General features: G+C 35.5%; 27 protein-coding genes and 1 tRNA gene. 15 read left to right on the top strand and 13 right to left on the bottom strand.

Going from position 1 to position 25,984, the window contains the following annotated elements:
- Positions 1-178 precede the first annotated feature (178 nt).
- Together ESZ47_RS07100 and ESZ47_RS07095 are read left to right on the top strand one after the other, a co-directional pair.
- The gene (locus ESZ47_RS07100; protein ID WP_148606094.1) at positions 179-1,582 is read left to right on the top strand and encodes a TrkH family potassium uptake protein; all 1,404 of its coding nucleotides are present in this window, start codon (positions 179-181) and stop codon (positions 1,580-1,582) included.
- A gap of 26 nt (positions 1,583-1,608) precedes the next feature.
- Positions 1,609-2,274, top strand: coding sequence for a potassium channel family protein (locus ESZ47_RS07095; RefSeq protein ID WP_148606092.1), 666 nt, complete (start codon positions 1,609-1,611; stop codon positions 2,272-2,274).
- A gap of 4 nt (positions 2,275-2,278) precedes the next feature.
- On the opposite strand, the gene ESZ47_RS07090 is transcribed toward ESZ47_RS07095, so the two are convergent.
- Positions 2,279-2,575 (bottom strand): kinase, encoded by a 297-nt coding sequence (locus tag ESZ47_RS07090; protein WP_148606090.1) that lies wholly within the window; start codon positions 2,573-2,575, stop codon positions 2,279-2,281.
- A 110-nt stretch (positions 2,576-2,685) separates the two neighbouring features.
- On the opposite strand from ESZ47_RS07090, the gene ESZ47_RS07085 reads away from it, so the two are divergent.
- The 8 genes from ESZ47_RS07085 to ESZ47_RS07050 all read left to right on the top strand — a co-directional run bounded on the left by ESZ47_RS07085 (position 2,686) and on the right by ESZ47_RS07050 (position 9,350).
- Positions 2,686-3,066 (top strand): GTP-binding protein, encoded by a 381-nt coding sequence (locus ESZ47_RS07085; protein WP_148606088.1) that lies wholly within the window; start codon positions 2,686-2,688, stop codon positions 3,064-3,066.
- Positions 3,067-3,068: 2 nt separating this feature from the next.
- Positions 3,069-3,464: a YbhB/YbcL family Raf kinase inhibitor-like protein gene (locus tag ESZ47_RS07080; protein ID WP_148606086.1), complete on the top strand. Its 396-nt coding sequence runs from the start codon at positions 3,069-3,071 to the stop codon at positions 3,462-3,464.
- Positions 3,465-3,589: 125 nt separating this feature from the next.
- Positions 3,590-4,630 carry an N-acetyl-gamma-glutamyl-phosphate reductase gene (gene argC, locus ESZ47_RS07075; RefSeq protein ID WP_148606084.1) on the top strand — a complete coding sequence of 347 codons (1,041 nt, stop codon included), beginning with the start codon at positions 3,590-3,592 and terminating at the stop codon, positions 4,628-4,630.
- 44 nt (positions 4,631-4,674) lie between these two features.
- Positions 4,675-5,889, top strand: coding sequence for a bifunctional glutamate N-acetyltransferase/amino-acid acetyltransferase ArgJ (argJ, locus tag ESZ47_RS07070; RefSeq protein WP_148606082.1), 1,215 nt, complete (start codon positions 4,675-4,677; stop codon positions 5,887-5,889).
- A 29-nt stretch (positions 5,890-5,918) separates the two neighbouring features.
- On the top strand, positions 5,919-6,653 hold the full coding sequence (argB, locus tag ESZ47_RS07065) for an acetylglutamate kinase (protein ID WP_148606080.1): 735 nt from the start codon (positions 5,919-5,921) through the stop codon (positions 6,651-6,653).
- Between the two features lie 11 nt (positions 6,654-6,664).
- Positions 6,665-7,783, top strand: a complete 1,119-nt coding sequence (locus ESZ47_RS07060) for an aminotransferase class III-fold pyridoxal phosphate-dependent enzyme (protein WP_148606078.1) — start codon at positions 6,665-6,667, stop codon at positions 7,781-7,783.
- A gap of 58 nt (positions 7,784-7,841) precedes the next feature.
- Positions 7,842-7,913: transfer RNA gene (locus ESZ47_RS07055), tRNA-Asn, on the top strand.
- A 576-nt stretch (positions 7,914-8,489) separates the two neighbouring features.
- Positions 8,490-9,350 carry an aldo/keto reductase gene (locus ESZ47_RS07050; protein WP_148606076.1) on the top strand — a complete coding sequence of 287 codons (861 nt, stop codon included), beginning with the start codon at positions 8,490-8,492 and terminating at the stop codon, positions 9,348-9,350.
- Positions 9,351-9,394: 44 nt separating this feature from the next.
- On the opposite strand, the gene ESZ47_RS07045 is transcribed toward ESZ47_RS07050, so the two are convergent.
- The 5 genes from ESZ47_RS07045 to ESZ47_RS07025 are packed head-to-tail and all read right to left on the bottom strand — an operon-like array spanning position 9,395 to position 13,184.
- Complete coding sequence (locus ESZ47_RS07045; protein WP_148606074.1) at positions 9,395-10,162, bottom strand: ABC transporter permease; 768 nt, start codon at positions 10,160-10,162, stop codon at positions 9,395-9,397.
- A 4-nt stretch (positions 10,163-10,166) separates the two neighbouring features.
- Entirely contained in the window at positions 10,167-11,072 is a 906-nt protein-coding gene (locus ESZ47_RS07040) for an ABC transporter ATP-binding protein (protein WP_148606072.1), read from the bottom strand.
- Between the two features lie 29 nt (positions 11,073-11,101).
- Positions 11,102-11,920: a hypothetical protein gene (locus ESZ47_RS07035; protein ID WP_148606070.1), complete on the bottom strand. Its 819-nt coding sequence runs from the start codon at positions 11,918-11,920 to the stop codon at positions 11,102-11,104.
- Entirely contained in the window at positions 11,917-12,822 is a 906-nt protein-coding gene (locus ESZ47_RS07030) for an ATP-binding cassette domain-containing protein (protein ID WP_148606068.1), read from the bottom strand. Before ESZ47_RS07030 ends, ESZ47_RS07035 begins: the two co-directional genes overlap by 4 nt.
- Positions 12,819-13,184 carry a GntR family transcriptional regulator gene (locus ESZ47_RS07025; protein ID WP_148606066.1) on the bottom strand — a complete coding sequence of 122 codons (366 nt, stop codon included), beginning with the start codon at positions 13,182-13,184 and terminating at the stop codon, positions 12,819-12,821. The genes ESZ47_RS07030 and ESZ47_RS07025 overlap by 4 nt, the downstream gene beginning before the upstream one ends.
- 203 nt (positions 13,185-13,387) lie before the next feature.
- Here ESZ47_RS07025 and ESZ47_RS07020 point away from each other — a divergent pair, with 203 nt between their 5' ends.
- From ESZ47_RS07020 to ESZ47_RS07010, 3 genes are all read left to right on the top strand, one after another.
- Complete coding sequence (locus ESZ47_RS07020; RefSeq protein WP_148606064.1) at positions 13,388-13,813, top strand: CopY/TcrY family copper transport repressor; 426 nt, start codon at positions 13,388-13,390, stop codon at positions 13,811-13,813.
- Positions 13,810-15,846 (top strand): copper-translocating P-type ATPase, encoded by a 2,037-nt coding sequence (locus ESZ47_RS07015; RefSeq protein ID WP_148606062.1) that lies wholly within the window; start codon positions 13,810-13,812, stop codon positions 15,844-15,846. Before ESZ47_RS07020 ends, ESZ47_RS07015 begins: the two co-directional genes overlap by 4 nt.
- Before the next feature lie 89 nt (positions 15,847-15,935).
- The gene (locus ESZ47_RS07010; RefSeq protein WP_148606060.1) at positions 15,936-16,679 is read left to right on the top strand and encodes an MIP/aquaporin family protein; all 744 of its coding nucleotides are present in this window, start codon (positions 15,936-15,938) and stop codon (positions 16,677-16,679) included.
- Between the two features lie 65 nt (positions 16,680-16,744).
- On the opposite strand, the gene ESZ47_RS07005 is transcribed toward ESZ47_RS07010, so the two are convergent.
- The 4 genes from ESZ47_RS07005 to ESZ47_RS06990 form a co-directional block, all read right to left on the bottom strand.
- Positions 16,745-17,638: an RluA family pseudouridine synthase gene (locus ESZ47_RS07005; protein ID WP_148606058.1), complete on the bottom strand. Its 894-nt coding sequence runs from the start codon at positions 17,636-17,638 to the stop codon at positions 16,745-16,747.
- A gap of 67 nt (positions 17,639-17,705) precedes the next feature.
- Positions 17,706-18,152 carry a MerR family transcriptional regulator gene (locus ESZ47_RS07000; RefSeq protein ID WP_148606056.1) on the bottom strand — a complete coding sequence of 149 codons (447 nt, stop codon included), beginning with the start codon at positions 18,150-18,152 and terminating at the stop codon, positions 17,706-17,708.
- Between the two features lie 67 nt (positions 18,153-18,219).
- The gene (locus ESZ47_RS06995; protein ID WP_148606055.1) at positions 18,220-19,281 is read right to left on the bottom strand and encodes a glycosyltransferase; all 1,062 of its coding nucleotides are present in this window, start codon (positions 19,279-19,281) and stop codon (positions 18,220-18,222) included.
- Positions 19,282-19,335: 54 nt separating this feature from the next.
- Positions 19,336-21,531 (bottom strand): LTA synthase family protein, encoded by a 2,196-nt coding sequence (locus tag ESZ47_RS06990; RefSeq protein ID WP_148606053.1) that lies wholly within the window; start codon positions 21,529-21,531, stop codon positions 19,336-19,338.
- 103 nt (positions 21,532-21,634) lie between these two features.
- Here ESZ47_RS06990 and ESZ47_RS06985 point away from each other — a divergent pair, with 103 nt between their 5' ends.
- A complete protein-coding gene (locus tag ESZ47_RS06985) occupies positions 21,635-22,075 on the top strand; it encodes a GNAT family N-acetyltransferase (protein WP_148606051.1) in 441 nt (146 codons plus the stop codon).
- A gap of 37 nt (positions 22,076-22,112) precedes the next feature.
- On the opposite strand, the gene ESZ47_RS06980 is transcribed toward ESZ47_RS06985, so the two are convergent.
- A complete protein-coding gene (locus tag ESZ47_RS06980) occupies positions 22,113-22,904 on the bottom strand; it encodes a DUF6681 family protein (RefSeq protein WP_148606049.1) in 792 nt (263 codons plus the stop codon).
- Positions 22,904-23,326, bottom strand: coding sequence for a hypothetical protein (locus tag ESZ47_RS06975; RefSeq protein WP_148606047.1), 423 nt, complete (start codon positions 23,324-23,326; stop codon positions 22,904-22,906). The genes ESZ47_RS06980 and ESZ47_RS06975 overlap by 1 nt, the downstream gene beginning before the upstream one ends.
- A gap of 237 nt (positions 23,327-23,563) precedes the next feature.
- On the opposite strand from ESZ47_RS06975, the gene ESZ47_RS06970 reads away from it, so the two are divergent.
- Entirely contained in the window at positions 23,564-24,340 is a 777-nt protein-coding gene (locus ESZ47_RS06970; protein ID WP_148606045.1) for a TIGR01457 family HAD-type hydrolase, read from the top strand.
- 55 nt (positions 24,341-24,395) lie between these two features.
- Here the strand turns inward: ESZ47_RS06970 and ESZ47_RS06965 are convergent, their stop codons facing one another.
- On the bottom strand, positions 24,396-25,604 hold the full coding sequence (locus ESZ47_RS06965) for an MFS transporter (protein ID WP_148606043.1): 1,209 nt from the start codon (positions 25,602-25,604) through the stop codon (positions 24,396-24,398).
- Positions 25,605-25,984 lie beyond the last annotated feature (380 nt).

Here is a 25,984-nt window from a genome sequence, read left to right as displayed (position 1 = left end):
CATTCCTGTTCACGATTATAAACATTTTTTGCTAAATATAACGTATTAATATCATTATTTTGGTTCTATTAGTTCAAAATATCCGTTTTATGCATACTGCGTGTATAATTGTAATGAAAACAACATCATGTCCCTTAATAAGTTTACTTTTAAAGAAAGGACATTATAAAAAATACATATGTCTAGAAAAATTGATTTACCAACCGCAGCTGAAATGCAAAAATTCCATCATCAATCACAACGCCACAATTTTTGGTCAAAAATATCCATGCCACAGCGTTTATCATTAGGTTTTTTGACAGTGATTACAGTTGGCGCATTCCTACTCATGTTACCATTTAGTTATCACGGCAATATCGGGCATACCTTCATGGATGGTCTATTCACAGCTACTTCAGCTGCTTCCGTAACTGGCTTAACGGTGGTAGACACCGCACAACATTGGACCATATTTGGACAAATTGTCATTATGATTTTGGTTGAAATCGGGGCACTCGGGTTTATGTCATTCTCTGTTTTACTTTTTACAGCCACACGTCGACAAATGGACTTGAAAAGTAAAATGATGGTTCAAGAGGTTTATAATTTGGAAAGCCTCTATGATACTAGGGTGGTTTTCGGATACGTTATCAAGCTATCTTTAATTATCCAAACTATCGGAGCCTTGTTATTGGCACCTTTTTTCATGCATGATTTTGGCTGGAAACGTGGCATGTTTTACGCTATATTTCATGCTATTTCAGCATTCGGAAACTCCGGGTTTTCGATTCTACCAAAAGGCACTGCTTCCTATAACAACCAGCCCTGGGTTTTACTTATCATAGCCGCACTCATTGTGGCCGGTTCCTTGGGTTTTCTGGTTTGGCGAGATTTGTTATTGTATCGAGCCACCCATCACCTCACGCTACACTCTAAATTAGCATTAGTAATGACCAGCGCATTAATTATTGGCGGTTGGCTCTTGTTTGAATTAACTGAACATAATATTCATTCAGCACAAAGTATTTCACCAATCAATCGTTTGTTTGATACACTTTTCATGTCAATTTCCTATCGTACAGCAGGATTCGCTCAGTTCAGCTTTGACACAATGAGTTCAGCCACTGTATTGTTAACAATGATGCTCATGTACATTGGAGGTACACCAGGGTCAACCGCAGGTGGAATCAAAACAACTACTCTTGGTGTGCTTATTTTACAAACACGCGCTGCATTACGTGGTAAAAAGGATGTCGTCTTCTCGCATCGTCGTTTATCGCACGAAAACATTGTTCGTGCATTGTTATTAGTGTTTGTGTCTTTAGTATTTCTAGGAATCTTATCTTTTCTATTAATGCTTACACAAGAACATGCGCAAAACTATGGTTTAGAGTATGTTATCTTTGAAGTAGTCAGTGCTTTCGCCACAACTGGTCTAACATTGGGACTAACACCGCACCTAACAACGTTTGGACAGATTATTATCATGCTAGCAATGTTTATTGGCCGTGTTGGTATTTATACTGTAATGTTTTCTATATTGAATGTACATGATGATAAAGCACCTTTCCGTTATCCAGAAGAATCAGTTATCATTGGTTAATATTATACAATCGTTAGGAGTGAAGAATGAAACAAACATATGCTATTATCGGACTTGGACGATTCGGTGGTGCGCTTTTAGAAACCTTAGTTGCTAATGGACAAGATGTCTTGGGCATTGATATTAATGAAGAGCATGTTAATGATTATCGTGACATCGCCACACAAGTTGTTATCGCCGATGCACAAGAAGATGATGTTTTGAGAAAATTAGACATTGCTAGTTTTGACCATGTCATTATCGCTATTGGACATAATATGCAAGCAAGTATCTTAGCGACCATTAATGCTAAGGATCTTGGCGCCAAAAATGTCATTGCTAAAGCAGAAAACCGTACACATTTGCGAGTCCTAACAAAAATAGGAGCCGATGTTGTTGTACAACCTGAACGCGAAATGGGCGAACGAGTAGCACGTAAACTTCTGGCACCTAATATGTTAAACTTTATTGAGTTGTCTGATGATTATTCCATGGCAGAGGTACAAATTGTTAATCCAGCATTTTACGGCCGATCAATTAGTAACTTAAATATTCGGAAAAAATTTGGATTAAATGTTATTGCTGTACGCCACGACGGTGACGTCATTGTGGCGCCAGATTCGACCTACAAACTTCATGAAAAAGATATTGTTTCAGTGGTCGGACCAAAAGATATGGTAGATGATTTTGATCAACTAACTAACAATAAATGATTGTTTACTCCTCTTCGTCTATCTTATTAATTTTATCAAAAACACTAAATAGATTGTCCATTTCAGTTAATCGATATTTCTTCGAATGACGGTCAAAAATAATTTCGGATTTAATAGGTTCACCAATTTGTAAATCATGCAAAAAAGTGCGAATTTCCGAAATATCTCGTTGCACAGTTTTTCGACCAATAAAAAACATATCCTCAATTTCCTCAATTGAGAGCGCTCGATGACTTATCAATGCTGAATAAAGTCGCAAAATACGTTGTTTGTCATTAAATACTGTCTTATGTGCTGCCATAATTTTCCCCGATTCAGAAACTATTTTTATTGTATCAGATAAAACGTTTGTTCGCCATTAAGTGATTATGACAAATTGACGAAAATTTATACTAGAAAGGATTCCTTAACATGTCTATCTTCAATATTTTTAAAAAGAACAAAAAGACCGAACAAATTATCGTATCTAAAAATGAACCCATTACCTGGGAAACCACTACAAATGTCAATGATTTTTTTGAGGGGTATAATAAAGCTATTCAGGCTGCTGAATCTCAAGGAGAAATTGCTGCCGCTGAAACATTACGAGCAAATAAATCTACCATACAGCTAGCTTTTATTGATAGATTTGAACAAGATATAAATGCTAAGGCAACAAAAATTTCTGATGTCGATGAGCGTATCACGTTAATTATCAATGCTATTTCAGAAGTACGAAAGTTTAATTTAGAAATGCCAATTAACGTTCGGACTCGTCTAGCACAAGCAAAGAAAAATTTAATAGGAGAATAATAATGAAAATAGATGTCAAATTAGATAATGGATTAATCCCAGATATTTATGCCAAATATGCACCCGATAACTATCGTACAAACGATATGCCGACGGTTAATTTTCCAATTGAAGTAACCAATATCCCTGAAAATTTACATGGCTCACATTATGGCACTTCTGGTACCAATTCTACTTGGCACGATGTTCAAAAATCTGGAAAACCAGCAGATAGTAATATTAATCAATCCTATATTGGGCCAATGCCACCTGATAAAACACACAATTATACACTAACGGTATTTGCGCTAGATACAAAATTAGACTTACAAAATGGATTTTTCTTAAATGAATTACGATCGAAAAGTATGACTCATGTACTTGATATCGCAATATTAGAATTACCGGCACGCGCATAACACTTCGAAAGAAGTGTTTTTTTATTCAAAAAAAGTTAAATATCCAACCCCGTTCTGCATAATAATTGTATTTAAATACCCAATAGTTTAATATTTAAAACATCAGATATGTAGTGAGGCAAGATATGGTAGACAAAAACATAAAAATTTCTATTGTTGGTGTTACAGGATATAGCGGTCTAGAATTACTTAGATTGCTGTACAATCATCCAAATGCAGAAGTTATATCAATTCACAATACACAACAAACACACACAGATATCAGCGAACAATTTCCACATTTGAAAAAAATGTATAATTTAACAACAATGCCTTTTGATTCAGTGTATATTATGCAACACGCTGATATTGTCTTCTTTGCAACATCGAGTGGCGTCTCCAAAGATTTGGCATCAGAATTTATAGAAGCAAAATTCCCAGTAATTGACCTTTCTGGTGATTTTCGTCTTCCAGCATCCCTTTATAAAAAATGGTACAAAAAAGAGCCTGCTTCTGATCAACTACTCCAACAAGCACACTACAGTCTAGCAGACTTTTATAATAATAATGCTACATATATTGCTAATCCTGGCTGTTATGCAACCGCAACCTTATTAGCTCTGGCCCCATTAGCGCAACATCAAGTTCTTGATAAGGATAATATTATTATTGATGCTAAAAGTGGTTTATCCGGTGCTGGTAAATCCTTAACGTCAACTAGCCATTTCGTAAATGTTAGTGACAATTTCAGTATGTATAAGGCTAACCAACATCAACACATTCCAGAAATCACACAACAACTTCAAAAGTGGCAACCAGATATTGAGCATATTCAATTCACAACATCTTTACTACCCATCAATCGTGGTATTTTTATCAGCGCCTATGTCAAAATAAATGACGCTGTACAAGCGAATCAAATTGATAAGTTATATAAAAAAACATATGCTAACACGCAATTTGTTCGTATTATGTCCCAAAATCAACTACCAAATATTAAGCAAGTTATCGGTACTAATTTTACGGATATTGGTATAACTTACAATCCTGACACAAGATACCTTACCATTGTGAGCGTCCTCGACAATATGATAAAAGGAGCTGCTGGTCAAGCTATCCAAAATATGAATCATTTCTTTGGATTAGAAGAAAGTACTGGCTTACATTTACTGGCACAGTATGCATAATCGTTCTCTGTAACAATACTCTAAACACATTTAGGACTGATATTATGACAAAACTATTAAATCAAATTACAATATTGAAGACAGCCAACATTGCTGCACCAATTGGTTTTCATGCTGACGGACAACATGTAGGCATTAAACATAAGTCTAAAGATCTCGGATGGATATACAGTGACGCCATTGCAAGCGTAGCTGGCGTATTCACGACTAATCTTGTTCAAGCCGCACCCGTTCAATTGGATAAGCAAGTTATTCAAAATGGACAGCTGCAAGCCATCATTGTTAATTCTGGAAATGCTAATGCGGTTACGGGAAAAATTGGCTTGACGCATGCAAAATCTATGCAAGAAATGGCAGCTCAACAGCTCAACATCGATTCAAATTTAGTTGCCGTGGCTTCCACCGGTATCATTGGTAATGTCTTGCCAATTGAAACAATCACACGCGGAATCAAACAATTAAAAGTTGATGGTGATACACAAGGATTTGCGCATGCCATTATGACTACTGATACAAAAGAAAAATCAATTACCATTCAATCAGTTATTCAAGGAAAGCCTGTCACCATGAGTGGTGTAGCAAAAGGATCTGGTATGTTACATCCAAATATGGCTACAATGCTAGGATTTGTAACCACAGACATCAACATTGATGCCACACTTTTACAGAAGGCTCTGTCTGAAGATGTTGAGACTAGCTTTAACCAGATTACAATTGACGGTGATACTTCTACCAATGATACTGTCTTAGTTATGGCAAATGGTTTAGCTGGTAACCCTTTGATTAGTGAAATTGGTTCTGAATACGACCAATTCAAAGAAATGCTTCATATTGTAACCACCGCGCTCTCTATAGCCATCGCTAACGATGGTGAAGGTGCTACCAAATTGATTGCTGTATCTGTTACCAACGCCAAAAGTGCTGTGGATGCACGTATGGTTGCTAAAAAAGTAGTCGGCTCATCATTGGTAAAAACAGCTATTTTTGGAAAAGATCCTAATTGGGGTCGAATCATTGCTGCAATTGGCGCCAGTGACGTGGCCTTAGATCCTACTATTATTAATATCAAAATTAACCAAATTAACGTGCTACTAGACGGTACGCCTGTTGAGTTCGACACCAATATGATGGCAAGTAAATTGAACGAACATGACATTCACATTGACATTGACTTACATATGGGTAATGAATCTGGACAAGCTTGGGGTTCAGACCTTACTTATGAATATGTCAAAATTAATGCACTCTACACAACATAAAACCAAAATTTTAGGGGAGATCACCGATTATGAAAAAAATAGTCATCAAAATTGGTGGCAACGCCGCCACACAACTTACACCTGCCTTTTTTGACACTATCAAATACTGGCAAAAACAGCATTATAACATTGTGCTTGTTCATGGAGGAGGTGATACTATTTCTGAGCTCATGTCGCAGCTTAACGAACCTGTTCAAAAAATCAATGGTATTCGTTTTACGACGCAAAAAGGTATTTCTATTACCAAAATGGCGCTTCTAGGTCAAGTTCAACCAGCATTACTAGAAACCTGTCGTGCTAATGGTTTACCAGTTATTGGTCTAAACGCTGAAAGTAACCAATTAATGACTGGACATACTATTGACCAAGATACATTTGGCTATGTTGGAACCATTCATCAAGTAAACACCAAGCTGATTCATTCTATTTGGCAACAAAACTTAATACCCATCATTGCACCGATGGCTATAACAAATCAAGGACAATGGCTTAATGTCAACGCTGACCATGCTGCAACATCAATTGCTAAATATTTAAAAGCTGATGAATTGTATCTATTAACTGACGTTTCTGGTGTTCAAATCAAGGGTAATATCCTTCAAAAACTAACATCAAAGACCATGGCAGACTTACAAGAAAAACAAATGATTACTGGCGGTATGATTCCTAAAGTAAATAGCGCATTGCTTGCTGCTCGTCATGGTGTAGGTGCTGTGCATATTACAAATACTGTCACACAACCAGGAACCATCGTTACAATTTGAGGGATTACAATATGACTTTATTTCCAAACTATCATCGCGCACCTGTGACATTCAAAAAGGCAAAAAATGCCACATGGACAGACAAAAAAAATGTTGAATATACTGATTTATCTAGTGGTATTGGTGTTTACAATGTCGGTGCAAATAATGATGCTGTTGCATCAGCACTTATTGCTCAAGCTAAAGAAATGTGGCACTTACCTAATTTATATGAAAATGATCTACAAGAAACTGTTGCTTCTAAATTAGGTGGCGAAAAATATACCACTTATTTCGCTAACTCAGGAACTGAAGCAAATGAAGCCGCTATTAAACTCGCTCGTTTAGCCACTAAACGAGAAACAATTATCACATTTAGTAATTCTTTTCATGGTCGTACTTATGCATCCATGTCGGCAACTGCTCAAGATAGCATACATCATGGTTTACCACTATTATCAGGCTTCAAATATGCTAAGTTTAACGACATTAATAGTGTTAAAGAACTACTTAATGATGATGTTGCCGGTGTTATGCTTGAACTTGTTCAAGGTGAAGGCGGTGTTTTCCCCGCTGATCCTGATTTCATTCGTCAATTGATTCATATTACTCATGAAAATGGTTCCTTGATAATGATCGATGAAGTTCAGACTGGTATTGGTCGGACTGGTAAAAAATTCTCTTTTGAAAATTATGACTTTGAACCTGATATATTTACAAGTGCCAAAGCGCTGGCAAATGGCGTTCCAGTTGGTGCAATGCTTGCTAAAAATGAATTTGCTAGTTCATTAGCTTACAATACTCATGGATCAACATTTGGCGGCAATCTACTTGCCATGAGTGCAGCTAACGCAACATTAGATGAATTATCGTCAATCTTACCTGATCTGTCCGAAAAAATTAGTTTATTTTGGGAAGAATTAGAAACATTAAAAAAAATAAGCATTGTCACTGATGTACGTGGCCTTGGTATGATGGCCGGCATTGAATTAAAAATTCCTGTTACTCAGGTAGTAACAGATTTGCTTCATATGCATATTATTGTTCTTTCAGCCGGAAATAACACATTACGCCTTCTACCTCCTCTAACCATTTCAGATACACAACTTAAAACAGCATTAAAGAATATTAAACAATTACTTTCTAAATAAAGTGTTGACAATAAAATCTAACCTTGTTATAATTTAATAGTTGATTAGTTCAACTAATTGCTCCATAGTTCAGTGGTAGAATAACGCACTGTTAATGCGCAGGTCCTTGGTTCGAATCCAAGTGGAGCAGTAAAACAAAAAGAGTCAAAGCCTAATAAGCTTTGACTCTTTTTCTAACAAAACCTAACATATAAACTTGAGCTAAATGTACCACATAATAATTATGTCTCATTTATATTCACTATTTTTCTTGATATAAAATTCCTACCCTGATGACTTTAATCTTTTTACAAATATCAATTCATCTACTATGTGTTTAATCAAAATACTATCAACTTTAACAGAAAGTACAGCTAATAAACTAGTAGATTAGTTACTATAGAATGATTTATGTAGACAAAACCAACTAAAATACATCAAAAATAAAACGAAACCCCCGTATCTAAAGATACGGGGGAGAGAAGAGAATTATAATTTGAGAGAATAATAATAAATTGAATGTATCTTTTTTGGGGGGTCTCGCTACATTGACAACCTATTGAATATTGTCAATATAATTACTATACTGCCCTAACATTAAATCAGATTTAAAATCATAAATTCTTTGAGGCTAGAAAGGCTATTCATTAAAAATTACATGTTATACTAAAATAAATGATGCTATCAGCATAACATCGTTTCATAAAAATTTATGGAGGTCAATAATATGTCTCTTGTGGATACATATAAACTAAACAATGGTGTTGAAATTCCTATCCTTGGATTTGGCACTTGGCAAAGTGCTAACGGTGATGTAGCTTATCAATCCGTCCGCTGGGCTTTAGCAGCTGGCTATCGCCATATTGATACAGCAGCAATTTATGGTAACGAAGAATCTGTTGGGCGTGCTATCAAGGACTCCGGTATCGCTAGAGATGAGTTGTTTATCACTACAAAGTTGTGGAATGATTCTCATTCATATGAAAAAGCATTACTTGCACTCGATACTTCTTTAGAAAAACTCGGTTTATCATATGTTGATTTGTATCTGATTCATTGGCCAAACCCCGTTGCTATCCAAAAACAAGGAAAAGATGCTTGGATTCATGCAAATGCAGAAGCGTGGCGTGCAATGGAAGAGGCTTACAAAGCAGGAAAAACAAGAGCCATTGGCGTCTCGAACTTCCAAATTGAACATTTAGAAGCTTTAGCAAAAACACAGCATGTAGCCCCTATGGTCAATCAAAACTTCTTAAATCCGTCTGATAGTCAGGATGAGTTAGTTGCCTACAATAAAGCGCATGGCATTTTAAACGAAGCTTATTCTCCGCTAGGCACAGGAAAATTAGTTAATTTACCACAAGTAATCAATCTTAGCAAAAAATACAATAAATCTGTACCACAAATTCTTATTCGTTGGTCCCTTGATAAAGGATTTTTGCCTTTACCAAAGTCAACCCACGAAAAATATATTCAATCAAATGCTGACGTATTTGACTTTGCATTGACTTCCTCAGAAATCAATTCTCTAGATGAATTGACTGGTGTAGGTGGTTTTCATACTGAGGCATCCTCAGCTGATTTCTAAACAAAAAACGAACTTGTAATAAGTTCGTTTTTTGTTTAGAAATATTAAACACTACGTTTTCTAAATATTAGGTACGCAATACCATACATCAGAATGATATAGATTAGATAAGCTATAATCATAGCGCCCTGTGACATATTCATTAATTGCTTCATGGCACTTGGTTCAATTTGTCCGATACTAGATATTCCTAGATAAATATTAAATGGATTCCATTTTAGAATTGGTGCTAAATCAATTAACTTTAAGGAGATAACTGAGATAATAGGTGTTGCAACGATCATTACTACGCCTAATCCAATCGCAGCGCCTGAACTTTTAACCATGTTAGTAACCATAAGGACCAAGGCCGCTACGAATATCATTTGAATGGCAACATCCATAATAGAAATCAATATTGCATGCCAAGTATTACCAACATAACCATATTTTTGTGAAAAATCATACCCAGGTATAAATATCACCGTTGCTAAAATTGTACCAATAAATGCTGATAAAAATAAACCAATGTAAACAGAAATGTTCAACAACAATTTACTAATAAAAACCTCACCACGACTAAAGCGACGTGATAGCAAAGGCCGGATTGTGCCAAATCCAAATTCTTGAGAAATTGATAAAGCAGTAATAATGATTCCTGCCATTTGAACATAAATTAGTGACTGTCCTAAATTAATCACTGCTCCTGCTGTTTTTGCAGATTTGAAAATACCAATAATCGCAACTGGAAAAAGAAATCCCAGAATTAGCCAAATGTATAATCTATTTTGTTTAAAAGCTTTGTAGTACTCTTGTTTCATCAATGTTAACATTGCTTTATTCCCCCTGATTATCGGCTGCTAGCATATCCAATAATGATTTTTCTAAGTTGCCACTGGCCGTATTGAGTGATTCAATTTGGATATTAGCAGCATTAATTGCAGTAATAACTTGTTGCAAATTATCAGCACCACTGACTTGTAATTGCCCATTATCAACGCTTGCTTGCCAATCTTGTTCTTGAATAATTTGAAGAGCACGTTCATTATCGTTTGTTAGTAGCGTCCAACGGACTTGGTCTTGACTAAAGAACATTTCCATAGTGGCCGTTTGAATAATTTTACCGTGATTGATAATAACGACGTCATCTACTAATTTTTGCAATTCATCTAACAAGTGACTTGAAATCAGGAAAGCAACGCCTCCATCAGCTAATGAACGAATTAACTCACGTAAATCATGCACAGATTGTGGATCAAGACCATTCATCGGTTCGTCTAGAATCACTAATTTTGGATTACGAATAAGTGCAATAGCAATACCAAGACGTTGTTTCATCCCCAAAGAAAAATTTTTCGCCTTGCGCTTGCCAAAATTATCACCATCAATTTGTGTTTTTTTCATCAATGTCTTAAAATCAGCTGGATTCTTTGTATCCATTGCATATAACTTCAAGTGCTCTAATGCTGTTAAATTAGGATAAATTGCTGGATATTCAATCAAATTACCGATTTTGTCTAGTGCACTATGATTATTAAATGTCACAGATTGTCCATCAAATAGTATATGACCAGATGTGTAACTCATTAATCCAGTAATTGCACGCATAGTTGTTGATTTTCCTGCCCCGTTTGGTCCAATCAAGCCAACAATTCTACCAGCTTCAACATTAAAACTAACATTGTCCATGGCCGCTCTATTACCATATTTTTTATTGACGTTTTTTACTTCCAATAATGCCATCTTTTCCCCTTTTTAATTATGCTAATTTTTCACTTTTGCCAAGATAATTTTGGCTTAAATACAAATATAAATGTGATTAAACCTAACACTACTGGTAATATAAATGAATTCAAGTTGAATGCATTTTCATTTATGTTAAACACAAATGTTGATAAAAATACAAATACAACAATTGGCCACTTTAATACAGGAATACGAACTATTTCATGTTCACTTTCCACGCCTATAGTACCCACTATATAGTAACTAATACTTAGTAATATTAGTATTCCAAAGCATGTTATTAATTTATTATCAATTACATTTGTAGCATCGAAAACAATATAATTAGCTCCCAATTCAAATATAGATGATGAAACAATTAGTACAAATATACTGCCAATCACTTTAGGCCATATTGGTCCCAAAATGATGCTAACCAATACCACTAAACTCACCAAAAAAAGCCCTTCTAAACTATCATCTAAATTGCTATCCAATACTTTTGATAAATTATGAGTTTGCGAAGCCAAAGACATACCAAAATCAATAATATTACTAAATAAGATTGGTCCAATAACCATCCAAAGTAGTTTACTTAGAAATATTTGTCTCCTAGAAACGTTTTGTGTACTTAGCCATGTATTCAAGTGTCGTGTTTGGTCAGTATACACCGAAGCACCTGAAGCTAATAGCATAATAGCTAGAAGAAGCCCTCCTAAACCTTCATCTGATCCTATATTAGTTATCGAACGACCATAATACGTATTAATGCCACCAACAAAACAAGCTACTAAGATACCAAGCAGTGCAATTAATATAATTTGGTTTGATTTAATCTTTCCATAGAGCTTTATTGCCTGTTTCATGCTTCACCTCCAATGACTTGTTGCCAAGCACTAACTTCATTAGCAAAACTAGCTCTAAATATGTCTTCACTACTAATTGGAAGTTCTTCAATGAATTTAAAGTCCGACCCTGCTAACTTAATCCCAATCTCTTCATCAAAATTGTCAAATACAATTGTAACAATATGTCCCACTTGAGCAATAATCGTGCCATTATTTCTCAAGAAGTCCGGCATGGCATCTCCTTCGAAAGCTAACTGATACTTCTTTATGTTTTTATTATGTTCAATAGCAAAAGTACGATCAATTGTGCCATCTTTTAGCAATAAAATACGGTCAACTAGCATATCAAGCTCAATTAAATTATGCGAGGCAATCAAAACTGTTGTATTATTTTTAGTTACACGATCAATAATAAGCTGTTTAACTTGGTCACGTACTAACACATCTAATCCATCTAACGGTTCATCTAATAAAACATATTGCGCTCGACTAGCAAAACTCACAATGATAGTAAATAATGCCTTCATTCCTTTTGAATAATTTTGAATGCGACTATTATTATTTAAATTAAACTGTTTGAGTTTTTCATCATACCAATCTGAATCAAATTTAATATAAGCTACCTCTAAAATGCTTTTAATTCTTTTTGGCGTATAAAATGCCAACCAATTATCTGGCATGTCAACATAGAACATTTGGTCATGTGATGCAGTTGTTTTTATGTAATCACGATCATCAAGTCCTATTCGTCCAAAATCAGGCTGTACTTCGCCTGAAAGCATTCGAAACAAAGTAGTTTTCCCCGCACCATTTCGGCCAACTAGACCTACAACTTCTCCTTCATTGAGTTCAAAACTCACATTGTTTAAAATGGCATGATGATTTATCTTTTTAGAAATATTTTCTAAAATTAAACTCATGATATCTCTCCATATAATTCTTCAATCCACTTATGTAATTGTTCAGCATCAATTGCAGCGCGTTTGGCCTCAATCACTACCTCGGTCATTTGTAAATGTAATTGCGATAACAATTTGTCATCCACGATTCCCTCATTTTCACGTACAAAAGTACCTTTCCCCGTGACCGTCTCAATGACATTTTGTGCTTCTAATGCTTTGTAAGCTTTTGCAACCGTATTTGGATTTAATCCCTCAATTAAAGCCATCTCTCGGACTGATGGTAATTTTTCACCAATTTCCAATACGCCAGACGCAATCTGCGTTTTAATGCGCCACATCAATTGCTCATATAATGGTTGACTGCGTTTAATTTGCGGCATCTGTGCCCTTCCTGATTCAATTTTGATAGGCTGTGGTAAGGTACCTATCAATTGATACTATTTATTCGTTTCATTATTCCCCGTAGCTAACATGACGTCTGTACTACGTGTACTATAATACACAGTACACTTGACAATGTCAATATTTTTAGCTTTAAAATGAATAAGTTGCCCTTTTAAGTCTACAGATGTAAACTATAGGTATGAATAAAATATTAACAATAAGTGAATGGGAAATCATGCGTGTCATTTGGACGTTAGGTGAAGCGACTAGCAATCAAATTATTCACATCATGTATAGTAAAAAAAAATGGCAGCCTTCAACAGTTAAAACCCTTTTGAATCGCATATTACAAAAGGGTTTTTTAAAAACTAATGGTGCTCGACGAAATAGACTATATTCACCAACTATCCGAGAACATGATGCTATGTCACAAACTCTACAAACAACCATTAACAGTATGTGTTCCATGGCTATAGGCTCTGCTTTAATTGATTTGTTTGATGATATTCCTCTATCTCACTCAGACATAGTTAAATTACAAACACTATTAACACAAAAAATAAAGAATGCTCCGGAAACAATTAATTGTGATTGTCTGCCCGGAGATTGTGAGGATTGCAAATGAATATGAACCATAATCACATGAATATGAATTATCAGGAAACACAGGAAAAAACTGAACATTCTATGTCAAATATGAATCATTCTCATGGTCATGAACACTCAGGAATGCCTAGTATGAACATGTCAGATATGAAACGTAGGTTTTGGTGGTCATTTTATCTAATGATTCCAATCATTATCATTACACCATTCATGGGATTGACACTACCATTTACTTTTACCTTTCCTGGAAGTACTTGGCTTTCTGCATTGTTGTCAACTGTTTTATATTTTATTGGTTCAAAACCTTTTTGGGATGGCGCCCGCAGAGAAATACATGATAGAAAACCGGCTATGATGAGTTTAGTTACTGTGGGTCTTAATGTTACTTTCTGGTACTCTATTTATGCCGTCCTGTTAACAGAATTATTTCACTTTCATATGATGAATTTCTTTTGGGAATTTGCAACATTGATTGTTATCATGTTGCTTGGTCACCAAATCGAAATGTCAGTCACTATGCGAGCAGGCGATGCAACTTCAAAGTTACGTAATCTGATGCCCTCTATTGCCCATGTTAAGCATGGGGACATGTTAATGGATATGTCAATTGACACGCTTGCACCAGGAATGATTGTGCAAGTATTAGCTGGTGAATCTTTTCCCGCAGATGGTATTGTAACGAACGGTATCAGTCAAGTTGATGAATCTCTTATGACGGGAGAAAGTCGTCTTGTTGACAAAAAGAACAATGATCAAATTTTTGGTGGTACTATTAATGGCAATGGCACACTGGAAGTTAAATTAACTGCTGTAGGAGATTCTTCCTTCCTTGGCCAATTAAAAGCAACTCTTTTATCTTCAGAGAATCAGAAATCTAATGTGGAGACGTTGGCTGACAAGGTTGCGGGGTGGTTGTTCTGGGTGGCACTAATCTTTGCAGGTGGTGCACTAATCATTTGGACCCCATTACGTGGCGTGGGATTTGCTATTAACATTGCAGCGACTGTTCTCGTTATTGCTTGCCCTCATGCCTTGGGATTAGCTGTTCCACTGGTTATTGACCGAACTAAATCTATTGCAGCACGCCAAGGGATTTTAATTAAGAATCGGAAAGCTTTAGTAGCGGCTAAACACTTAAAATTTGCATTAATGGATAAGACCGGCACGCTAACAACTGGTAATTTTACCGTTAAACAATTCAAGGTTTATAATTTCGATTCAAATCAAGCATTAGGGATTATGCAAGCATTGGATCAGCAATCGACACATCCCTTAGCGAAGTCTATTGTTGCTTATGCACAGCTACACCATGCACCCACTCTAGCAGCCTCTCACGTTGAAAATATTGCTGGCTATGGTATTAGTGGTGTGATAAACAATCAATCGTATACTCTAGCTTCAGAAAAGTATTTGGAAGAGAAACAGCTTGCTTATGTTCCATTTAAATCAGAGGGCTCAATATCATATTTGTTAGAAAATAACCAAGTAATAGCCGTTATTGCACAGGGAGATAATATTAAATCATCAGCTTCTGAGTTCGTTCAGTCCTTGTTAGAAAAAGGTATTACACCTGTTATGATCACTGGAGACAATATTTTATCTGCTAAGAAAATCGCTAATGAATTAAACATATCTGATGTTCATGCGAAAGTTTCACCCCAAGATAAAATAAACATTGTATCGCATTATCAAAAGCAAGGCGCTACTGTAATGATTGGTGATGGAATTAACGATGCTCCTGCCTTAGCACAGGCGGATTTAAGTATTGCCATTGGTGCTGGAACAGAAGTTGCTCAAGCTTCTGCTGATGCTGTATTAGTATCTGATCACTTATTAAACATTATTCATTTTATTAATTTAGCTCAACGAAGTAATACTAAACAAATTCAAAACTTATGGTGGGGAGCGGGCTATAATGTTATTGCTATTCCTCTGGCTGCAGGTGTACTATCTTTTGCTGGATTCATGTTAAATCCTATGATTGCAGCAATTATTATGTCGATGTCAACAATTATTGTTGCTATTAATGCATTATTATTAAAAAGTCAATGATACTTTTCCTTAATATTTAACAACCAGTTAATCTAAGAGTGTATAATAGTAGATATTGGTAATTTTACATGCATATAAGGAGAATTTTCATGCGTAAGTATATCGCAGAATTCCTTGGAACATTTATATTAGTGTTCTTTGGAACAGGTAGCGTTGTTTACTCAGCTGCTACAACACAATCGGCCATTACTGTCGGATTGGCATTTGGTCTATCATTGGCCGTTGCTATCTATGCCTTTGGTCACATTTCAGGTGGTCACTTTAACCCCGCTGTCTCACTAGCAATGGCCATTCAAAAGCGTTTGCCATGGGTTGAATTTATTGGTTACGTAGTCGCACAATTACTTGGTGCTATCGTCGCTTCTGCTGCTGTTTACGGTGGTGTAGCTGCATACCTGAAATCATCAACTGTAACTTCTGCTTTATCTGGTCAATCAATGACTGTAAAACAATTCGTTGGCCTAGCTGGGCTTGGACAAACAAACTTCTCTGATGGCTCAGGTTGGTATGCCTTTGCATTTGAACTAGTATTAACATTCTTGTTTGTATTGGTTATTGCAATTGTTACTAAGCTAAACAACGTCCCTGCACCATTTATTATTGGTATCTGGTTAGCAGTGTTAGTTGTTGTTGTATTGCCGATTACTGGTGGCGCATTCAATCCAGCCCGTGCATTGGCACCTGCTATTTTTGTACAAGGTAAAGCACTTACACACGTATGGGTTTATCTTGTAGCTGACTTACTCGGTGGTGCATTAGCAGCCTTTGCAGCTAATTTCTTAGATAAAAAAGAAGAAGTTACTGAAACACCAAAAGAAGCAAAAAAAGCCTAATTTAATCATTTATATTAAATATGATACAAAAAGAACGTTTATCTGAATAAACGTTCTTTTTGTATCTATCGTAATTGTCTTGGAAAATCATCAGGCACTGATCCTGTAATTATTTTAACACCACCATCAAATGGTAAAGATATTTTTATCGAAGCCGAATGTAATAACATCCGCTGGTAAGGTTGCTCACCATATAAATCATCTCCAATGATAGGATGTCCAATACTAGCTAAATGAACACGAATTTGGTGCATACGTCCCGTATCTAATTGAACACGCAGTAAGGACTTTTTAAATACTGTATGCATTAGCCACCAGTGTGTAACGGCTGCTTGAGCATTACAACCGTCTATGTCACGCTTTCTCTCATCAAACTTATGAGTCCCTATAGCTGATTTAATAGTCCCTTTTTTATTTTTTACGGTACCATTAACCCATGTCAAATAAGTACGAATAATTTTTTTATCTGCCAACATTCTGTCTAAAATAGGTACGACCACGGGATTCTTTGCCACTATCACTAAACCAGAAGTTGCTCGATCAATTCTGTGTACCATATATGGTTGACCATTTATTCTTCGACGTACAAAATCAGCCGCCAAGTAGTTAAGTAATGTATCGTTTTCTGTTGGTGAATGCGGGTGCATTTTTATACCCGCTGGTTTGTTAACAATAACCAAATCACTATTTTCAAATACAATATTTACAGGTCGTTCGTCATTGGGGACATAATTCGAGCGACCTGTACGAACATCGTCTTCTTCAAAAAGTAACTGTAAACAATCCCCAACCTGTAATACATAGCTAGTTGGCACAATGTGCCCATTCACACGCAAATGCTTTTTAATTCGTAGTGCGCCACGTAAACGTTGTGGCAATAGCCATCTGATTAACAACGCCTTAATCGTTATATTAGCATTTTGAGAAAGAATTATAAAATTGTACTGCCATTGTGCCATATATTAGTCATCCATTCTAGTTAAAAGATATTATGTTGCAATAAAAAAATGATTGTCATGGAAACAATCATTTTTTTATATCAACAACACGATATTTGACTTTACCATCTGCCATAAAAACATAGAGCAACTGTGTCTCAGCATCGTCAAAATAGCCTAAATTAACTGCTACTGATCCATCAAAATCTTCCAGTCCTTGAAATGCTTTTTTCATAATGTGCTGGGTAATCATGGCGCTATCAAGCTGCTTATTAGCTCGCTCGACAGCAGTATGTAACGTATCCCCATCATTTATATGTTGTTTGATAATGCTAACCTTAACAAATGCACGAAAACCATATAACCGTGATTCTTGGTTGTCGTCACGTTCAATCGCTTTAACATACCCTTGCTTTTCCCAGTAACGCAATTGCCGTGTGGAAACATCTGTCATTTTTGCAAGGTCCCCTATACCAAACTGTAGTTTCTCAATGGCCGGTTTTTTGAAATTGAAATTTGGGGTACAACTATCCATAGAATTAAGCCTCTTACTAATATTATATAGTTGTCAAGTTACTTGTCAACAAAAACTGATAAAATGTTTAGAATAACATTTCCCATTGCTTCAATATTGGTTCAATTTGGAAATCGTGTACTCTTTGTATTGATTTTTTTGACCATGCTAACCGCTGTTGAGGATCTCTTATTAATGCACTAATTTCGTTAACTGCAGCTTCTACATCTCCATTATCAACTAAAATACCATACTTCCCTTTATCGAGCACTTCAGCAGAACCCGTTTGTCTCATAGCGACAATTGGTAAGCCAAAACTCATAGCTTCAACTAATACAAGCGGCAATCCTTCCCATCTTGACGTTTGTAAAAATAAACTCGATTCACGGTAGTGGCAGCGCAATTCTTCATCCTTCAATGGGCCACGATAAATAATTTTATCTTCGACCTGTGTATTACGAATTAATTGCTGAAAGATTTCCATATCTTCTTTAGTCCCATCACCAGCCATTGCCAAACACCAATCATTAGGAAGCTTAGACGCCAGTTGCACTGCAAAATCAATTCCCTTATGTTGTATAGCAATACGTGATGTAAATGATATAACATGCTTATCAAGCTTACTATACCCTTGTGGTTCAATAGTCAAAGGATTCCATATTTTGATGGTATGTGAATTATATTGTTGAAATCCGGCTAAATCAAAATCAGTGAGAACCACGATCGAGTCCAAAGATCCTAACCCATCTACAAATGCTTCATTCATCTGCGCATAATACTGTTTAGCATATGTCGTAATATTATTATGCATCCAGCCAATTAGTTTTGTATCGGATAATTGTGGCTTTAAAACAGCAGCAAAACTTGACAATAATCCGCCAGCTAAAATAACTACATCATATTTACGAGCAAGCTTTGCAAAATTTTTAATTTCTTTTGCGTATCTTTCAAATGGTTGTGCGTCACTTGTCAATTTTACTGACGGAGAGGCCACAATTAGTGGTGCATGTAATTCATAAAAAGGTGGTACATCAGAAAAAGTATAATAAGTGACATCATGATTCAATGTAAGTGCATTACCAACAACCGTCGTTGCTCGTTTCATACCACCAAGGTCGATACTTTCAAGTGCAATCAAAATTTTTGCCATATATGACTCCCAACTTAAAGTTCTATCACTTATCGTAGATTTATTTAATAAAAATTATTCATCATTACTCCAATCATCCGCATTTCTTGGCAGTAATCTAGTTGTATCCGTAGTTTCATCATCTACTTCTGGTGCATCAGTAACGTAGTCACTCAACGTTGATTTATTACCATTTTTTGCAAACAAACTGGTTGATTTTGTACCTAACTTTTTGTTTTGTTTTTTCAATCTCTTGATTGTTGCTTCTTGACTGTAATCATAGTCAGCATCAACAGCCTTAAAGTCTTTAGGGTTGTAGAATTTAAGTAGATTTTTCTGATTCAGATTGTCTGACATGGCTAGTTTTTTATTAACATAGGTTTGGATTTTGTCAGCCTTAGCCTGCAACGTTTTACTTGGAGTCGTGATTTCTTGTCCTGTTTTTGTATTCCATATTCTTCCTGATAGACTAGCATACGTCGGCGTTATCCAGTCTTTATTTCGAAATGCCACAATTTGTTTATGATTTTTACTTAACAAATCTTGTCCAAATTGAATATAACGTTTCGTACTAATACCTAACAAATGTTCTAACGTAGGAGCGACATCTATTTCTCCACCATAAGTATGATCAATATAACCGTTTTTCATTCCCGGAATGTGTACGATTAGTGGAACACGTTGAAGATTAGCATTGTCTAAATCATTCCAATCTTCAGCATTTTTTCCGAGTAATGATGCCAAATAAGATGCATCAGTATTTGAAATACCATAATGGTCTCCATACAAGACCACTGCCGTGTTTTTATATAAACCTGATTTTTTCAAGTAAGCAAAAAACTCTTTTACAGATTGGTCGAGATAATGATTCGTCACAAAATAATTATCCACTAATTTAGAGCCTGTATTACTCGTCTGAAAGTTAGCATCTTGATCCTGTTTATCTAATGTAAATGGTGTGTGGTTTGTTACTGTCAAAAATTTAGCGTAGAATGGCTGCTGCAAACGTTCTAAGTAGGGTACCGAATTATGAAATAGTAACTTATCTTTTAATCCCCAAGACGTTGCTTTTTTTCCTGTAATATCAAAATAATCTCCTGATATCCAATTTTGATACCCCATGCGCTTATAAACAGTACTACGATTCCAAAAGGAGCCCATGTTCCCATGAAAGACTGCACTCGAATAGCCTTCTCGTTGATTTAAAATAGCAGGCATTGCTTGAAATGTTTGATCATCACCCAATTTGGTAAATAGAGACCCCTGTGGCAACCCAAAGGTGGATGTCTCTAACATATTTTCAGCGTCTGATGTTTTGCCTTGTCCGACTTGATTGAAAAAATTATCAAAGGCAATCGTAGATTTGCTATGATAAAGGCTGTTTAAAAAAGGTGTCACCTCTTGACCATTTATTTTACGATCAATTGACATTTGCTGAAAGCTTTCCAAATGGATAACAATCACATTTTTACCTTTAGCTTTTCCGTAAAATTTAGGATTAATTGCTGCGTAATTCTTTTTAATATAATTTTGTACGGCCGTCAATTCTGAGGGAGTTGCTGTTTTTCTAATTTGACTAGTTTGGTAAGTATTAATCGCATCATAAATTGTAAACGGCCCTATACCGAGGTATTTAACCATGTATTCACGATCAAATTGTCTTACTAATAGCTGTGGTCTATTAAAATCTGCTAATAACAAATTAGCCATAAAAATAAAGACACCGATTGTTACAATTTTAAACGGCTGTAAACGTTTCAAAACATGTTCATCAAATCGAATTTTTCGTACCACGAATAATCCAATCAAAATGATGATATCAATCCAGAAAAGAATATCATGAATACCAAATGCAATAGCTCCAGCTGCCTTACCACCCTGATTCACTGACTTATAACCTAATATCGTGTTAACAGACATAAAGTCAGAGAATTCACGGAAATAAATAACATTTAAATATAATAACCCCGTCATAGCCAAATTCAACAACATAATGGCACCATAATATAATTGCTTTGGTTTAATAAATAAAGCAAATCCAAAAATAATCATGGTAAACCCGATTGGATTAATTAGCATTAAAAAAATTTGTAATGGATCAGAAACATGTAACCAATTAAAGTCGGCACCGTAGGCTAAAATTGTTTTTAAAGTAAATAATACAATCGTCCACGAAAAAAAACCTTTACGCGTATTTAGTTGCTGTAACCAATTCTTTGGCGATAAAATTTCTTGCCAAATATTTTTAAAATATTTTTTCATAACTATCATTATACCAATTTTATGGCGATTAAGCTTATCATTTCTTTTTTAAAAACAATGCATCGAAACCTATTCATTGCTTTTTATGGCTGTCAATTGCTATACTAATGCTATGAAAATAGAAATTAAACATGAACAAGGATTAGGCACCATACATGATGACGCCTTATTAATACGGAAAGCTGTTTTTATTGTTGAACAAGGCGTTAACGTAGCAGATGAACTCAATGATCAATCTGCTGAAGAAAATGCCATTCATATCGTTGCTTATGCTAACAGTAAATTAGCAGCTACTGCCCGTGTAATCATAGAATCAGATAATATCTGGCATATTCAGCGAGTTGCTACGCTACAGTCTCTTCGTGGTTATGGTTTAGGTACGGCATTATTGAATTATATTGAGGACTTAGCCCCTTCCTATAATATACAGCAGTTGGTTCTTGGTGCTCAAATACAAGCACGTGGTTTTTATGAACTACTTGGCTTTGAAACAACAGGTACACCATTTATGGAAGCCGGTATAGAACATATTCATATGAAAAAAGAGCTGTAATTATTTACTAGCTCTTTTTTTATAACCATACAATTAATTATATGTGATCATACGCTATTTCAATTTTTATTTTATAAGGTTGCATTTCATCTATTAATTCACTACGCGTTGCTATGTGACTTGGACCACCTGTTAATACTGCTGAAGCAACGACTAAGCGATAATTCATTATCGCTTGGGCAGTAGGAGTCAGACCAACCATTGTTACATCACCTAACTCACGAGACTGTAACTGATTAATGCCGCCAAATATTTTTAGTTTGCCATTTTCTTCTTGCATAGCAAAATACGGTAACAAGGTTCCTGGGTGGTTAGCATGAATGACTCCTTGCTGAGCAATAATTTGTCGTTGGGCCTGTTCCCCAAAATGACCATAATCTGTTGCAATCAAATCAAGCTGTTGCATTTCTGCCGCCAAGAAATTAATATTTTGCTGTTGCTGAACATCACTTTCTACTGTACCAGACATCACATTTTGACGACTATATAGTCCATTGGCTGGCATTATTACTCGTTCTGCTGTAGATTCATTTTTTTCTTCTTGATGTCCACCAAGTACTTTTTCTATAGCCGGTGACACATCCCACTTCATTGTACGTTGCGTAAAATAATAAAATATATTTAAAATAACAAAATACAATAATAACAGAAATACTGCTGCTATCAAGGTTCCTCGAAGCCAACGTCCGTTAACAAAAAAACGGTAAGCGAGATACAGCAAATACCAAATACCAACAGTTCCAACAACTGTATATATTCGTCCTTTGGTTTTTGAATTTGTAGTAAAATATCCTAGATAATGATTGATTAAATCAAGTATTGTAAGCATTATTGAGCCCCCTCCGAACTAGTTGCTGCATTAGACGAAGAAGTAGTGGCCGTGCTACTGTCCGTAGATGAAGACATAACAGATGAAGAACTCGTAGTCCCAGAAGTTGTTGTATCGGCCGTAGATGATGTATTAGATGATGTCGTATCCGTAGAAGTAGTATCTGACGTTTCGCTTGAATCAGCATCACTTGATGTTGACGATGATTTACTAGACTTATCATCACTACTAGTTGAGTCAGTAGAGGTAGTACTAGTTGTTATTCCTGAGGTACTGACTAAACTACTACTTGAAGAAGTTTTACCTCCCTCACTTGTGCCAGTTGCCACATTCACTGCCAAGTTTGCAGCACTAATAGCAATAATCAGAGATACAATTGCTGAAGGTGTTAAAAACGGTGGTACACGATATTTTTTTGGCATAATTATTTTCCCCTATCCATATATTTTACCCTTTCTACATCGAATTAAGAATGTTTTTTTACCATAAGCAACGAAAACCCGCAATTACTTGCGGGCGAACTATATTATAAAATATTTTTGGGAGATTTTATTTTAGGGAGTTTGAGATGAAAAAGATTAGTTCTTTGCTTCGTTGTTTGATATCAACTATTGTTGATGGGTATAATATAGTCATTCAATATTAAATGGAGATTAAACATGGCACAATACAAGGGTTATTTCATCGATTTAGATGGTACTATATATCAAGGAACCAAACAAATTCCTGCAGCACAACGATTTATTGATCGGCTAAAAGCAGCTCATATTCCTTATTTATTTGTAACAAATAACTCGACAAAAAGTCCCGCCGAAGTCGCAGCAAACTTAACTAAAAATCATAACATCTTAACAGCTCCAGAACAAGTCTATACTAGTTCGATAGCCACCGCTGACTATCTTAAAACTATTGCACAAGCAAATAAAAAGCATGTATACGTTATAGGCGAAAATGGATTAAAACAAGCGTTGAAAGACGCAGGGTTTATTTTAACTGATACGGAGGATGTTGATTTTGTAGTAGCGGGCCTTGATCGACAATTTAACTATGAAAAACTAACTACTGCTACTTTGGCCATTCAAAAGGGCGCAACATTTATTGCGACAAACCGTGACACAAATTTACCTAATGAGCGAGGCATGTTACCTGGTGCTGGATCATTAATTTCTGCTATCCAAACAGCTACAGATATAAAACCAATTGTCATAGCTAAACCGGAAATTCCTATTATGACTGGTGCATTGAAAAAACTTTCAGTTAGTCATACCGACGCTGTAATGGTTGGTGATAACTATTATACAGACATTCTTGCAGGTATTAACGCTGGAATCAATACCTTACTGGTATACTCCGGCGTTTCTTCCCGCAATCAGATGTTGAATGTTGCACAAAAGCCTACCCACGAAATTGATAATTTAGACGAGTGGTTAATTTAAAGGTGTTTTTTAAATTAAAAAGCGATATGTTTCACGTGAAACATATCGCTTTTTATTAAGCTAATCCTTTATTTGAAGAAACATCTGCTGCATTTTTTTTAATCTTATTTGGATGATAAAATATGAGATACAATATTGCAGAAATTACTGGAATTGTAGCTGACACCAGATATAATTCACGGAATGATAGCATTGCATGTAGTGCACCCAATGCATACGGTCCAACACCTAATCCCAAGTCTAAGCCAATAAAGTATGTCGATAAGGCAATGCCGACACGATGGCTCGAGACTAGTTTTAATGAAACAGCTTGTCCATTTGACATGAATGTTCCATAACCTAAGCCAATAAAAGCACCAGACAATAATAAAGTAACTCCATTATGAGTCAATGACAAAACCACTAAGCCAAGCGTTAAGAACAGATAACTTGGATACATTACGTAATTTTCTCCAAATCGGTCAAAAATACGACCAGACATCGGTCTTGTTAAAGTAACGATACCTGCATAAACTACAAAAAAGAACGAACTGATTGAAACTAAATTCAAACTTTCGGCATAAGATGCCAAAAATGACAATACAGATGAATATGATAGCCCCATCAAAAATCCAACGCCAGCAATCAATAATACTTTGAATTCGATGAAACTTGAAATTTTCCATGATTTCAATTCTGCCAAATGTTCAGGTGATAGTTGAACATTATTAATTTGTATAGCAAACAAAGCTAGCGCTGAAACAGCAATCAAAATCACTGACAATATTACAATAAATCTAAAACTAGTAGCATTTAACAATAATAATCCAATGAAAGGACCAATAGCTGCCGCCAAGCTAGTACTTAGACCATAATAGTTTATACCTTCCCCTTTACGTTTTTCAGGGATAAATTCTGTAACAATGGCATTTAATGCCGTTGAAGTCATTCCATAGGCAAATCCATTAAACAAACGAACTGCATCCAATGCGCCTATGGTTGGTACAAAAAGGTAAGCAATTGTTGTAATTAAATATAAAATTGCTCCCCAGCGAACAATTTTTTTACGACCAATTAGCTCCAATTCTTTTCCAATAATCAGTCTCGCTACTAATGTTCCTATGATATAAATTCCTGAAGCCAATCCAGCTTGACCAAAAGAAGCATGCAATTGATCATGTGCCACAACAGCAATAATAACCATCATAAGGTAATACACTAAATACACAATAAAATTAATGATGGTAATTGTTAAAAAGCCTTTATTAAATAATTTTTCTTCCATTTTTCCAATCTCAAATTCTTTTTAGCATCAAACAGTAATCAGAACAGCTATGTTGGTGCAAATTTGAAACCAGATGTTAAAGCATGCATATCGCATTCCCTCAATTCTTTTATAAACACTGCGCGCGTTTGCATGAAAAAATGTAAGCGTTGAGCCGTTGATATAAGATTACCACGATTTCACAAACCTTGCAAAATTTTTTTTATTTACTTATATAATTGTTACATAAGTTGACAACAAAGCATTGTTAATTATTAAAAAAGTATTTTTTTCTTGTGAAATTAAAAGTTTTTCAATTATTTACAATTATTTTTATCTATACTGAAAATTTTTTCAGTTAAAATGATTACACAAATTAACAACAAAAAAGGAGTGGTTTC

It is taken from the genome of Leuconostoc litchii (assembly GCF_008107645.1).
In the GTDB taxonomy this organism is placed as follows: Bacteria; Bacillota; Bacilli; order Lactobacillales; family Lactobacillaceae; genus Leuconostoc; species Leuconostoc litchii.
This window is presented reverse-complemented; position numbering and strand designations above follow the sequence as displayed.

Coding starts and splice junctions, on each gene's coding strand:
- ESZ47_RS07100 (WP_148606094.1), top strand. CDS start 179: ATGTCTAGAAAAATTGATTTACCAACCGCAGCTGAAATGCAAAAATTC.
- ESZ47_RS07095 (WP_148606092.1), top strand. CDS start 1,609: ATGAAACAAACATATGCTATTATCGGACTTGGACGATTCGGTGGTGCG.
- ESZ47_RS07090 (WP_148606090.1), bottom strand. CDS start 2,575: ATGGCAGCACATAAGACAGTATTTAATGACAAACAACGTATTTTGCGA.
- ESZ47_RS07085 (WP_148606088.1), top strand. CDS start 2,686: ATGTCTATCTTCAATATTTTTAAAAAGAACAAAAAGACCGAACAAATT.
- ESZ47_RS07080 (WP_148606086.1), top strand. CDS start 3,069: ATGAAAATAGATGTCAAATTAGATAATGGATTAATCCCAGATATTTAT.
- argC (WP_148606084.1), top strand. CDS start 3,590: ATGGTAGACAAAAACATAAAAATTTCTATTGTTGGTGTTACAGGATAT.
- argJ (WP_148606082.1), top strand. CDS start 4,675: ATGACAAAACTATTAAATCAAATTACAATATTGAAGACAGCCAACATT.
- argB (WP_148606080.1), top strand. CDS start 5,919: ATGAAAAAAATAGTCATCAAAATTGGTGGCAACGCCGCCACACAACTT.
- ESZ47_RS07060 (WP_148606078.1), top strand. CDS start 6,665: ATGACTTTATTTCCAAACTATCATCGCGCACCTGTGACATTCAAAAAG.
- ESZ47_RS07050 (WP_148606076.1), top strand. CDS start 8,490: ATGTCTCTTGTGGATACATATAAACTAAACAATGGTGTTGAAATTCCT.
- ESZ47_RS07045 (WP_148606074.1), bottom strand. CDS start 10,162: ATGTTAACATTGATGAAACAAGAGTACTACAAAGCTTTTAAACAAAAT.
- ESZ47_RS07040 (WP_148606072.1), bottom strand. CDS start 11,072: ATGGCATTATTGGAAGTAAAAAACGTCAATAAAAAATATGGTAATAGA.
- ESZ47_RS07035 (WP_148606070.1), bottom strand. CDS start 11,920: ATGAAACAGGCAATAAAGCTCTATGGAAAGATTAAATCAAACCAAATT.
- ESZ47_RS07030 (WP_148606068.1), bottom strand. CDS start 12,822: ATGAGTTTAATTTTAGAAAATATTTCTAAAAAGATAAATCATCATGCC.
- ESZ47_RS07025 (WP_148606066.1), bottom strand. CDS start 13,184: ATGCCGCAAATTAAACGCAGTCAACCATTATATGAGCAATTGATGTGG.
- ESZ47_RS07020 (WP_148606064.1), top strand. CDS start 13,388: ATGAATAAAATATTAACAATAAGTGAATGGGAAATCATGCGTGTCATT.
- ESZ47_RS07015 (WP_148606062.1), top strand. CDS start 13,810: ATGAATATGAACCATAATCACATGAATATGAATTATCAGGAAACACAG.
- ESZ47_RS07010 (WP_148606060.1), top strand. CDS start 15,936: ATGCGTAAGTATATCGCAGAATTCCTTGGAACATTTATATTAGTGTTC.
- ESZ47_RS07005 (WP_148606058.1), bottom strand. CDS start 17,638: ATGGCACAATGGCAGTACAATTTTATAATTCTTTCTCAAAATGCTAAT.
- ESZ47_RS07000 (WP_148606056.1), bottom strand. CDS start 18,152: ATGGATAGTTGTACCCCAAATTTCAATTTCAAAAAACCGGCCATTGAG.
- ESZ47_RS06995 (WP_148606055.1), bottom strand. CDS start 19,281: ATGGCAAAAATTTTGATTGCACTTGAAAGTATCGACCTTGGTGGTATG.
- ESZ47_RS06990 (WP_148606053.1), bottom strand. CDS start 21,531: ATGATAGTTATGAAAAAATATTTTAAAAATATTTGGCAAGAAATTTTA.
- ESZ47_RS06985 (WP_148606051.1), top strand. CDS start 21,635: ATGAAAATAGAAATTAAACATGAACAAGGATTAGGCACCATACATGAT.
- ESZ47_RS06980 (WP_148606049.1), bottom strand. CDS start 22,904: ATGCTTACAATACTTGATTTAATCAATCATTATCTAGGATATTTTACT.
- ESZ47_RS06975 (WP_148606047.1), bottom strand. CDS start 23,326: ATGCCAAAAAAATATCGTGTACCACCGTTTTTAACACCTTCAGCAATT.
- ESZ47_RS06970 (WP_148606045.1), top strand. CDS start 23,564: ATGGCACAATACAAGGGTTATTTCATCGATTTAGATGGTACTATATAT.
- ESZ47_RS06965 (WP_148606043.1), bottom strand. CDS start 25,604: ATGGAAGAAAAATTATTTAATAAAGGCTTTTTAACAATTACCATCATT.